The sequence below is a fragment of the uncultured Rhodococcus sp. genome (genome assembly GCF_963525155.1).
Classification (GTDB): Bacteria; Actinomycetota; Actinomycetes; order Mycobacteriales; family Mycobacteriaceae; genus Rhodococcus_F; species Rhodococcus_F qingshengii.
The window spans coordinates 35,266-45,240 of the sequence record NZ_CAURKP010000028.1 but is presented as its reverse complement, the minus strand read 5'-3'; the positions used below and the strand labels follow the sequence as shown (position 1 = coordinate 45,240).

10 protein-coding genes are annotated in these 9,975 nt (G+C 61.5%); 5 read left to right on the top strand and 5 right to left on the bottom strand.

Annotation, left to right across the window (positions count from 1 at the left end; all coding sequences use genetic code 11):
• The 4 genes from RWT78_RS09200 to RWT78_RS09185 all read right to left on the bottom strand — a co-directional run.
• Positions 1-194: nuclear transport factor 2 family protein (locus tag RWT78_RS09200; RefSeq protein ID WP_314675446.1), on the bottom strand; the 194-nt coding region annotated here is incomplete at its 3' end.
• Positions 195-259: 65 nt separating this feature from the next.
• Complete coding sequence (locus tag RWT78_RS09195) at positions 260-940, bottom strand: hypothetical protein (protein WP_042924305.1); 681 nt, start codon at positions 938-940, stop codon at positions 260-262.
• A gap of 54 nt (positions 941-994) precedes the next feature.
• Positions 995-2,425, bottom strand: a complete 1,431-nt coding sequence (locus RWT78_RS09190; RefSeq protein WP_314675444.1) for an APC family permease — start codon at positions 2,423-2,425, stop codon at positions 995-997.
• A gap of 98 nt (positions 2,426-2,523) precedes the next feature.
• Entirely contained in the window at positions 2,524-3,246 is a 723-nt protein-coding gene (locus RWT78_RS09185) for a FadR/GntR family transcriptional regulator (RefSeq protein WP_021332595.1), read from the bottom strand.
• Positions 3,247-3,432: 186 nt separating this feature from the next.
• Between RWT78_RS09185 and RWT78_RS09180 the strand changes: the two genes are divergently transcribed.
• The 5 genes from RWT78_RS09180 to RWT78_RS09160 are packed head-to-tail and all read left to right on the top strand — an operon-like array spanning position 3,433 to position 8,401.
• Entirely contained in the window at positions 3,433-4,239 is an 807-nt protein-coding gene (locus RWT78_RS09180; RefSeq protein WP_314675443.1) for a gamma-glutamyl-gamma-aminobutyrate hydrolase family protein, read from the top strand.
• Positions 4,223-4,996, top strand: coding sequence for an SDR family NAD(P)-dependent oxidoreductase (locus RWT78_RS09175; RefSeq protein ID WP_063315354.1), 774 nt, complete (start codon positions 4,223-4,225; stop codon positions 4,994-4,996). Before RWT78_RS09180 ends, RWT78_RS09175 begins: the two co-directional genes overlap by 17 nt.
• The gene (locus tag RWT78_RS09170; protein ID WP_099696898.1) at positions 4,993-6,369 is read left to right on the top strand and encodes a glutamine synthetase family protein; all 1,377 of its coding nucleotides are present in this window, start codon (positions 4,993-4,995) and stop codon (positions 6,367-6,369) included. The genes RWT78_RS09175 and RWT78_RS09170 overlap by 4 nt, the downstream gene beginning before the upstream one ends.
• A 31-nt stretch (positions 6,370-6,400) precedes the next feature.
• Complete coding sequence (locus tag RWT78_RS09165; RefSeq protein ID WP_314675442.1) at positions 6,401-7,864, top strand: aldehyde dehydrogenase family protein; 1,464 nt, start codon at positions 6,401-6,403, stop codon at positions 7,862-7,864.
• Positions 7,865-7,882: 18 nt separating this feature from the next.
• Positions 7,883-8,401, top strand: coding sequence for a hypothetical protein (locus RWT78_RS09160; protein WP_007729094.1), 519 nt, complete (start codon positions 7,883-7,885; stop codon positions 8,399-8,401).
• A 66-nt stretch (positions 8,402-8,467) separates the two neighbouring features.
• Here RWT78_RS09160 and RWT78_RS09155 read toward each other — a convergent pair whose 3' ends face one another.
• On the bottom strand, positions 8,468-9,973 hold the full coding sequence (locus RWT78_RS09155; protein WP_042451764.1) for an MFS transporter: 1,506 nt from the start codon (positions 9,971-9,973) through the stop codon (positions 8,468-8,470).
• Positions 9,974-9,975: the final 2 nt, after the last annotated feature.

Genomic DNA, 9,975 nt, shown 5'->3' with positions numbered 1-9,975 from the left:
TCCTGGTCGAAATTCTCGATCACGGAGTAGAACTCGAGAATGGACTCGCGGGTGGTGCGCACGTCGGTACCAACCGGGTCTTCAACCGTTGCACCCTCGGCGTACAGGGCCACAACCTGGGCAGCAGTGCCCGTCGCAACGGTCTCGATGTAGGCGTCGACGGTCTTGCGGATTACCTCTGCGGACGGTGCCATGGTCTACCCCTCGTAGTTAGAACAGGTTCTAATTCTGAGGATAACCTACGACTCTGTTCCACGGGTCAGCTTTCGAGCACCTTGCGCAGGCGAGCCTTCTTCCGGTTCTCCCGCACGATCCAGACGACATCGGTGTCGTCCGACGCCCCCAGGGAGACGAATGCCGGCAGGGCATTCTCCGGATCCGCCGCAACCGCGACACTCCAGCAGTATCCGAGCGCCTGCCGGAGAGTCCGTGTGTCGGCATCACGACGGGAATCAGCCGGTTGCGAGACGATCCACTCGGTAGCGTCTCGGCACACCTGAACGGCCAGCGCAGCGTTGGTCTTGTCCTTCAGCAACCGTGGCTCGCAGATCCCGGCAGCCGCTGCGCGCAGCGTCAATGGATGAGCGGAGCGTGACCACTGCTCGATGATCGCCCGCAATAATTGCGGATCCGTGTCGCCTATCGCCTGAACGGCCATCGCGGCAGCTTCACGTGCACGCCACGACGCACTGGTGGTTGCCTCCGTCAGACTGTTCAGAACAGCCTTGTCGCGTGAACGAACAAGGATGAATCCGAGCCCGACGATCCCACAGCAGCGGATGTATTCGTCCTCGGACTCCGCCGCCAGCAGGATGTCGTCGTCATCGGCGCCGCGCGCGAACTCGAGCATGAGCCCAAGGTTCGCGCGCGGGCCGGGCAATCCTGAACGCTCCGTCAGGTAACTCCACAGTTCGTCACCGTCCAGATCCGCGAACGTCATGGGAGTCCTGCTTTCTCGAGTGCGGGTGCACCCATCATTTCACCGAAAGCCCTCTCACGACGGGAGTTCGAAGCTCACTTGCTTCCGTCGTCGCGCATAGAGGAATCCACCGACAAACGCGAGCACCAGCACCCCGGTCATCACCACGGCCAGAATGTTGCCGCCCAGTAGGAGCGGAAGGTTTCCGGCAATGGCGATCGCGAATCCGATCAGCCCGACAAGGCCCAAGCTCGGGGCAAGTTTGGTGTGCCAGAATCGCTGATCGACCTTCGTACGATGAAAGAAGACGAGCACCGCAAGGCACGTGAGCAACATGAGAGCCACGATCCCCACCGTTGCAACGCCGGCGAACCACGCGAAGATCTGTGTCACCGGATCCAGACCGATGACGATGCAAGCTCCGAGAAGTACCAGAGCACAGCAGGATTGCACCACTGACGCGATGTGCGGCGAACCATGCACGCGGTGCGTCCGCCCACCTGCGCCCGGCAGAACGCCGGTGTTCGACAGAACGAAGATGTATCTGGCCAAGACATTGTGGAGAGACAGAACTGCGGCAAAGAGACTGGACACCAACAGAATTTGAATCAGGTGGGCTGTCACCGTTCCGGCAAAGTCGGTGGCAGTGGTGATCAGCATGCCGTCGGGGTCAGTACCCGCAATGTCCACTGCACCCTTGTCGCCCCAGGCTGTCACGACCGCCCAACTGGAGAGAGCATAGAAGCCGCCGATGAGGATCAAGGCGGCGTATGTCGCTCGCGGGATAGTCCGCGCGGGATCCTTCGCCTCATCGCGGAAGATCGCCGTCGACTCGAACCCGATGTAGCCGGCAAGCGCGAATACCAATGCGACACCGGGGGATCCGGAGAAAATTTCCGACGGAGAGAACATTGCTGTCGACGGGCCTTCCGGACCACCGTCGGCGATGATGAAAGCGTCGAGTACGACGACGATCCCGACCTCTGCGATCAACAGGATGCCGAGCACCTTGCCCGACAATTCGATATGACGAAATCCCAGAACGGCTACCAGAGCCAACGAGGCGAGCGAGAAGATCCACCACGGCACATCCGGACCACCGTAGGAGGTGATCAACGAACTCATTGCCGGGCCGAGGTAGCCGTACACCGCCAATTGCACTGTGCTGTAACTGACAAGCGCCAACATCGCACTGCCGACACCGGCACCACGGCCGAGACCATGTCCGACGTAGAGATAGAACGCGCCGGTTCCCGGGATGTAACGCGACATCGCGGTGAATCCGACGGCGAAGAGCAGAAGTACACCGGTGGTCACGGCGAAGGTCACGGGGAAGCCCGCACCGTTGCCACCGGAAATGCCCAGCGGCACAAGCCCACTGATCACAGTCAGCGGAGCGGCCGCGGCAACGACCATGAGGACTATCGAACCGGTACCCAGCGAGCCTCGTAGAGTTCGGTCATCGCCGGATGCATCATGTGAAGCATTGACGGAAGTATGGGTCATACCGGCGATGTTAGAACCATTGAAGTCGATTCGGGACCCAATTCACAAAACTTTTACTTGCGAAAAACGGGACGAACCGTCCGTTCGTCGCGCTCCCGTCAGCCTTCTTCCTGCAGCGCCAAGCGTTTGAGCTCGTCTTTTGCGTGCAGAATGTGACGTTCCATTGCCTCCGCCGCGCGAGCGCTGTCGCCCCGCTTGATCGCCTCGAAGATTTCCTTGTGCTCCACCCTCGAAGCCTCGACCTGGTCTTCGAACACGAGATGATCGACGGGGACGAACATTTCGCCGCGAGCCTCGACCACAGCGGCCTCCAACCTGCTGTTTCCCGCCGCTCTGGCGATACCGCCGTGGAACCTGGCGTCACAAGCCCGGAACGATCCCCGACTTCCGGAAACCCCCAATTGCTCAATGGATTCGAGCAACTCGAGAAGATGACGATCGGTTCGCCGGACCGCCGCGAGGCTTGCCGTGCGCATTTCCAACCCGATACGGAGGTCGACGATCTCGTCGATGTCTGCTTCTCGCGCTTTCAACTGGCCAACCCAGTCTTCATAAGGCCTGGTCAACTCCGAAACGAACGATCCGCCCGTGGCTCCTCGCCGCACCTCGATGTATCCCATCGCCTGAAGGATTCGGACCGCTTCTCGCACACTGACTCGACCGACTTCGAGTTGCTGAGACAGTTCACGCTCGGACGGCAGGCGATCACCGGGGCTGAGCGCGCCGCTGTGAATGAGCAGTCGCAAGCGTCGAGCGATATCCTCCCCCAACGTCGGTGCACTGACCATGAATTCGATGGCCGGCAGCTTGTCGATCTGCACGTCTCGTACCCCCTACTCGGTGCCTGGACCGACACTTACGCTTCGTCTTGACCTACGAAATCGAACGCTCCCATTCGCAACTGTCCTTGAATAGATACAGCAGCGCGCGGCACTTCGAACCCGTTACCCCAACTTTACAAGCCAAACTCTAGCGAAAAGCCATTCAATGGTTCTATGCTCGCCCCTATGACCCAACTCACGATGACGGCGGAGGCACTCCCCGCCATGCCCCTGATCGGAGTCACCGGCCGCGTCGACCGCGGCGGGCCGTCACTACCCAACGTCGTCGGCGACGCGTTGATGGAAATGTTCTTCACCGATTTTCCCTCGAAAATCCGCGCTGCCGGTGGTCAACCGATCCTGCTGAGCATCCACAGTGATCCGCGCCGAATCGTCGAGCATCTCGATGCCCTCGTCCTCAGCGGTGGTTCCGACGTGGACCCCAGGCGATACGGCCGCACCCCCGGACCAAACTCCTCGATGATCGACCCTGCTCGGGACGAATTCGAGTTCGCCCTGGTCGATGCAGCCTGGGAAATCGGACTGCCGATCCTGGGTGTATGTCGAGGACACCAGGTCGTCAACGTCGCCCGCGGGGGCACTCTGATTGCCGACCTTCCGACCGACGCCGGTGAGGCACACAGCTTCTTCGGTTATCCGCGTTCGTACCGACCACAACAGGTCGCCCTTGAATCCGGCTCCATCCCATATAGTCTGTACGGCAACAGCATTCACGTGAACAGCCTTCACCACCAAGCAGTGGATGCCCCAGGGAACGGACTCCGGATCGTCGGACGCGCGCTCGACGGCGTCGCCGAAGCCATCCAGGCCGACGATCGCCCCGTGGTGGGCGTGCAGTGGCACCCCGAATTCTTCGCCGACATCGATCCGCTCTTCGCGTGGCTCGTCGACGCTGCAACCTCCCGTCGGACCAATTCTTCTCACCAGATCGATCATCACAGAATGGAAGACAACAATGTCACGTACGCATGAGAACAAGGTTGCCCTGATCACCGGTGCAGGCTCCGGAATCGGCCGCGGCATCGCGCTGCGCCTCGCCTCCGACGGTGCCCGCGTCGCGGTCGTGGACCTTCACATCGAAAGTGCAAAGGAGACCGTCGCACTGATCGAATCGCAGTACGGCACAACCGCGCTCGCCCTTGAGGCCGATGTGCGCGACCGCGCCGCCGTGAGCGCCGCTTTCGAAGCCACCGTCGCCGAATGGGGACGCTTCGACTACCTCGTCAACAACGCCGGCCTGATCACGATGAGTTCTCTCGAGAACCTCACCGACGAAGAGTGGGACCTCGTCCTCGACGTCAATCTCAAGGGCATGTTCATCGTCACGCAGATCGCCACCCCGTACTTCCGCGACGGCAACAGCGGCGCTGTGGTGAACTTGTCGACGGTGGAAGCGGACGTGGTCGTGTCCTCCCAGGGCTTCGCACAGGTCCACTACAACGCGTCGAAGGGTGGAGTGAAGATGCTGACGAAGGCTCTGGCCGTCGAACTCTCGCGGTACAACGTACGAGTCAACGCGATCGCCCCCGGGCCGGTCCCCACCGCCTTCCTGCCTGGCATCGACGTCTCCTCCGGCGAAGTTCTCGACTTCATGAAGTCCAGGCTCCTGGTGCCGCGCGTCGGCCGCCCCGAGGACATGGGTGCTGCAGTCTCCTTCCTGCTCTCCGACGACGCCTCCTACATCAGTGGAGTCCAGCTGCCCGTCGACGGCGGATGGCTTGCCCGATGAAAGGCCGGCTCACCACGGCCGAGCTCGCCGAGTCCGACATCGACACCGTCCTCATCGCCGGTATCGACCTCTACGGACGGTTGATCGGCAAACGAGTCCCGACGCGAATTTTCCTCGCGAACATCGACGAGGGTCTGCATGTGTGCACCTGTGTGTATGCCTGGGATGCCAGCCAACGCATGGACAAACTCGTTGTCGACTACGCCGGCGGACACACCGGCTGGCATGACTTCCGCCTGCAACCTGACCTGGGAACACTGCGACGCGCGTCGTGGCTCGAGTCCACTGCCATCGTCATCGCTGACTCGGTCGACGAACATACCGGCGAGATGGTCCCGATCGCACCGCGCACGATCCTGCGCAAACAGATCGACAAGCTCGAAGCTGACGGCCACACCGTCTACGCGGCAACGGAACTCGAGTTCCACCTCTACCGAGGTACCCCCGACGCATTGCGGCGCAGCGGCTATCGGGATCTCGAACCCACCACCCTGGTGCCCTCGGATTACACCATCACCGCCGGCAACGCGATGGAACCTTTCTTCCGCAAGGTACGAACCGCGTTGGAGGAGAGCGCGATTCCCGTGGAGGTCTCTCAGGTCGAATACGGCCTGGGCCAGTGGGAGATCAACCTCGAATACGGAACCGCCCTCGAGATGGCCGACCGCCATGTGCTATTCAAGCAGGTCGTCCACGACGTCGCTGCGGCAGAAGGGCTCACTGCTACCTTCATGGCACGTCCGAGCACCGACGGCATGGGCTCGTCGTGTCATATTCACGCGTCCATGCGGAGCGACGACACCTTCCCGTTCCACGACGAAAGCGCAGAAAACACCGCGAGCGCCGAACTGCTGCACGCCGTCGGCGGAGTTCTCGAGCACTGCCCGGAACTCATGCTGTTCTACACGCCGACCATCAACTCGATGCGCCGGACCAGAGCCAGCCACGATTTCTCGGGGAACGGCTTGACCTGGGGTTTCGACAACAGGACTACCACCTGCCGACTCATCACCGGTGCACCGTCCGCCAACCGTCTCGAAATGAGACTGCCAGGGGCGGACGCAAATCCGTATCTCGCACTGGCCGCAGTCTTGGCATCGATGAACGACGGTCTGACACGAAAGCTCGATCCCGGCGCACCGGTACGACGCGACGGGTACAGCGACACAGACACACTCGAGAAGGTGAAGCAACAACCGCTGCCCGGCACACTCGACGAGGCGGCGCGTGCGCTCGAGGCCAGTGAGTTCGCACTCGCGGCGTTCGGCGCCGACGTCGTATCGCACTATGCGGCAGTCGCCAAGGACGAATGGGATTCCTTCATGTCCGCGGTCACCGACTGGGAACGCGAACGCTACCTCGACAACATCTGACCTACAAACGATTTCGCCACGAAGGACAGTCATGACCACTTCATGCTCACTCGTGCCCCAGAACAACACGATCGACGGAAACGCCGAAACACCGGCTATCGAACTCGGCGAATTTCTCACCGATCCCGACACCGGAGAGAAACTGCAAGCCCAACTCTCGTCCTCCACCGAACAGGTGGAGAGGGCGATCACCGCCGCGACAGAACTTCACCGATCGGGTGTCTGGACCCGTCGACCGGTCGCCGACCGGGTGCGCCTACTCGAGAGAACGGCTGAACTTGTCGAAGAACGGACTGCGGCGATCGCTCGTGAGGACTCCAAGAACAACGGCCTTCCGCTTTCGATCAGCACACTTTTCGCCGGCGGACTTCCCGATCTGTTCCGCAGTGCTGCAACGCATCTGAAGAACTCCTCCGGGTTCGAGCAGTTGCCGTCAGGTGCACATTTACATCGGCTGGCGTGGGGCCCGACCGCTGTGATCGCACCGTGGAACGCACCGAGCTTCATCACCGCCAAGAAGACCGCATTCGCTTTGGCCGCAGGTGCTCCGGTCATCGCAAAGCCCTCCAACTGGGCACCGTCGGGTCCCAACGTGCTTGCCGAGGCGATCTCACGTGCCATCGCCGAAGTCGACGCGCCGAAAGCTCTGTTTCAACTCGTTCACGGAGGCGGGGACGTCGGGCATCTACTGGCCTCCGATCGACGAATCCGAGCACTGGCGTTCACCGGCGGCCGAGCAGCCGGTAGTTCCATCGCCGCTGCAGCTTCTACCGATTTCAAGGCTCTTCAACTCGAGCTCGGCAGCAACAACCCCGTGATCATCCGCGCCGACGCCGACATCGATCTGACTGCCACCGCACTCGTCGACGGGTTCACCAAACTCAACGGGCAATGGTGTGAGAGTCCGGGAAGCGTCTTCGTGCCGCCGCACCTTCACGACCGGCTTGTCGACGCGATACTCGACCGCACGGCCGAAATCGCACTCGGCCGAACCGATGACGCCAACACCACGATGGGTCCGCAGGCGAACGAGCCTCAACTCCAACGGATGCGGGATACCGTCGAGTTCCTCCGTGGCGTGGGCGGCACGGCCGTCTCGAGCACCCCCGTGCCTGACGATTCCGGATGGTTCTTCCCACCGACAGTGGTGCACGGAATCTCGTCGGAGCAGACCAAATCGGAGACCTTCGGGCCGATCCTGACGGTGCACCGAACATCATCCGACGAGGAAGCTCTGCTCGAGGCCAACGCTCTCGATACCGGCCTGGCCGGATACGTGTTCGGCGCCGACGTCGACGCCGCTCGTGAACTTGCGACCCGAATCGATTGCGGTGAGAACAAGATCAACAGCACCAGCCTCCTGGACCTAGACGACCACTCGACCCAGAGTTTCTGGGGCGGAAGCGGTATCGGCGCACACGGCGACGCAGAGCTTCTCGACTTCTTCCGGGGATCGAGAATCATCGGGGTCGATGCGCCCGGACTTCCTCTCTAGGCGGAGGAGGTCGAGGAAATGGGTGAAGCGGCTCGGGTGGGCACCGATACGAGTCGGGTGGGCACCATGGTGGTCGAATGCCACGATACCGCGGCGGTTCTCGCACGTATTTCGTCGCTGGGGTGGAAGCTCGGCGTCGAGGTCGTCAGCCTGTCTACATGGGTATCCGTGACATCGCCGGGAGTCACCGGAATGTCGATCGCGTACCGTTGCCCGGCAACGATCTCCGACGCCATGTTGATCAAGCGTCTCAACAAGATCATCGGGATAGTTCGCATCAAGACGGACCACGGCCCGTTCGTTCCGGTGACACCACAGGTCGGCCTACACGTCACCGCGACTTTCCAACGCGTCGATCCCGTGGCGCTGGTGGCGTACCGGCACGGCGCAACTGTGTGCAGTCAAGCGAACAATGTTCTGTCGGTACAACTCACCACCACCCGATCGATCGCGGACACATTCGTATCTGATCTGGCACAGGTCGCAGAGCGTCCGCTGCGGGGTGAGATCTCGCTGCAGGAGATTCATCTTGCATGACGTCGAAGTGCACCACGGCGATGTGCGGCTACGGAAGTTGGCCAGTAGCCGCACATCATCGTGTGATCAGTGAGCAGGGAGGAGGGACGTCTCCTGCTGCACACCGTCTTCTGCGCCGATCTGGACGATGTTTCGCGGCAGGAACACGGCTGCGATCGCGCCGAGAACTGCTGCAGCAGCACCGATCAGGAACGCGATACGCATGCCCTCGTCGGTGTAGAAGACAGCGCCCTCCATCGCCATCGCGATGTGCGAGTTCAAGACCGTGAAGGCGATGACGGGAAGCACTGCGGGGAAGATGCTCTGGAAGACCGCAACCATGCTCGCCGTGGTTGCCTGCAACTGCGGCGGCACTGCCTCGATGAGCAGGTTCGGGATGGAGGCGTAGCCCATACCCATACCGACACCGAAGATTCCGGCAAAGATGATGAGCAGAGGCTTGTTGTCGTGAATGGTTGCCGTCAACGTGAATCCGACTGCCATGAGGATCATTCCGATGATCATCAGCAGACGGGGCCGGATGTTGCGCCCCACGAGGAAGCCCACGATCAAACCACCGACCACCACCATGCCGCCAAGCGGCGCCTGGAAGATCGCGAATCCCTCTGCCGTGACGCCGAATCCGTATCCCAGGCCGAGAACTGCTGGGGTCATCACCATCATCGGCAGCAGAATCGTGAAGACTCCCGACGCGCCGTAGCAGAACCCGGCACCGACGGCAGTGAGCATCACCGAACGCTTGCCGAAGTAGCGCAGGTCGATCAAGGGCTCGCGGATGGCTCGGGCAGAGGCAACCCAAGCCACCAACAGTGCGACGCCGCCGATCAGGTAGGCCAGTGTCGAACCGTTCTTCCAGCCCCAGGTCGGTCCGAAGCTGACGCCGATCAGAATTCCGGCGATGCCCGATCCGAGCAGTACCGCACCGATCAGGTCCAGCGAAGAGCGAAGTCGGACAGTCGATTCCGCCGTCGAAGCGAAGATCATGCCGCCGAGGAGAACCAGCCCGACGACAAAGAACCAGAAGATGCTCCGGAACCCGTGGTTGTCGATCAACCAACCGGAGACGAACGGCGCCGGAATCGCGATCAGACCCATACCGGAAGTCGCGATACTGACTGCCAGCGCAACAGTTTTCGGCGGGAAGACATCTCGAATGAGGGAGTAGCTCAGGAAGAGGCAGGGAACGAGCAGACCCGTCAATGACCGGCCCAGAATCAGGACGGCATAGCTCGGCGCAACCGCCGAAATGAAGGATCCGACCGCTGCGCCGGCGACCGCCAAGAGCAGGACTTTTCGCTTGCCGTACATGTCGGCGAGCTTTCCGAGCAGAGGAGACGCGACCGCCCCCAGCAGCAAGAACGACGTGAGCAGCCATGCTCCCTGCGTCGTCTGATAATGCGTCGAGATGGCCGGCAGCGCAGTGGAAATCATCATGTAGCTCACCGCGAGCATCTCGAGAAGTAGAACGATCGACGCCAGAGAGAACACCAGTCGCGGAGTCCAACGCTCCGGTATCGATGTCGGTTCGGGCGCACTAGGAGACGAACCGGAGCTGTGGACGTGAGACGCCATGG